2 protein-coding genes are annotated in these 843 nt (G+C 63.9%); one reads left to right on the top strand and one right to left on the bottom strand.

The window, feature by feature from the left end; translation table 11 throughout:
- The coding region (locus F6X40_RS43085; protein ID WP_262421757.1) for a DUF4148 domain-containing protein at positions 1–118 on the top strand (118 nt) is incomplete at its 5' end.
- A 403-nt stretch (positions 119–521) separates the two neighbouring features.
- Here F6X40_RS43085 and F6X40_RS41580 read toward each other — a convergent pair.
- The coding region (locus F6X40_RS41580) for a hypothetical protein (protein WP_187631904.1) at positions 522–843 on the bottom strand (322 nt) is incomplete at its 5' end.

Genomic DNA, 843 nt, shown 5'->3' with positions numbered 1-843 from the left:
CCCTCCCACCCCTGAGCGAAGCCGGAGCGAACTGGCGGCCCTGAGGAAAGCGGGCTACGACCCATCACCATGGTTCGATCCACACTACCCGGAGGATCCGCAGGCGGCGCAGCGTTAGGTCGATCGTTGGTATCAGGCGGAATGCCAGCAGGCGGAACCCGACTAAGGCGCCGGCGTCGTCCGCGATACACCTGCGCTGACGATGATCGCAATGCGATAGTTCCATTGGGCCGATCGCGCCTTGCGAGCCGAGAAATGGAACTGTGCAAAGGTCGCCCATCGACCCGATTGTGCGACTGCAGTCGATACCCACGAAACAGCGTACTGCCGGCTTTTCTCGCCTTTATCGCGGCGACGTCCTGGCAATTCGTCGCCGCGTTCGCCGGTTGCAACCGACTGAGGGGCCCGATATGGCAATGCCAGGAAGCGAATTACCCGGCGGCCGCCAAGCTCCGGTGATAGGTAGCGCCCAGCGGTGCGTTGCTATCCGAGCCTTCCAGAACAAATCGAGCGGCATTGTTTTAGGGGCAGTCCGCCAGGCCTTGTCGCGCCTGGAGGCCGCTACCCCGGTAAACGGCATCAAAATCACGGGGACCCCGAGTCGCAATGCGCGCCTGCTGCCTGCGGATGATCGAACGCGCCGCGCGGGCCAGCGCGAGATCGAGTGCGCCGCGCCAGTCTCTTGCGATCGACGTCACGACGACAGGCGTCGCATCGGGCGTCTGCACCTGCACCTGGCAGCGTTTGTCGAGTCCGCCGCGCGGGCCGTTGATGTCCGACATGCTGACGGTCGCCTTCGAAATCAGCCAGTCCATGCGGCGAAACACGAACCGGATGCGTTGG

It is taken from the genome of Paraburkholderia sp. UCT31 (genome assembly GCF_014397655.1).
GTDB classification, from domain to species: domain Bacteria; phylum Pseudomonadota; class Gammaproteobacteria; order Burkholderiales; family Burkholderiaceae; genus Paraburkholderia; species Paraburkholderia tuberum.
Note: the sequence above shows the minus strand (reverse complement) of the source record. Positions and strands in the feature narration are given on the sequence as shown.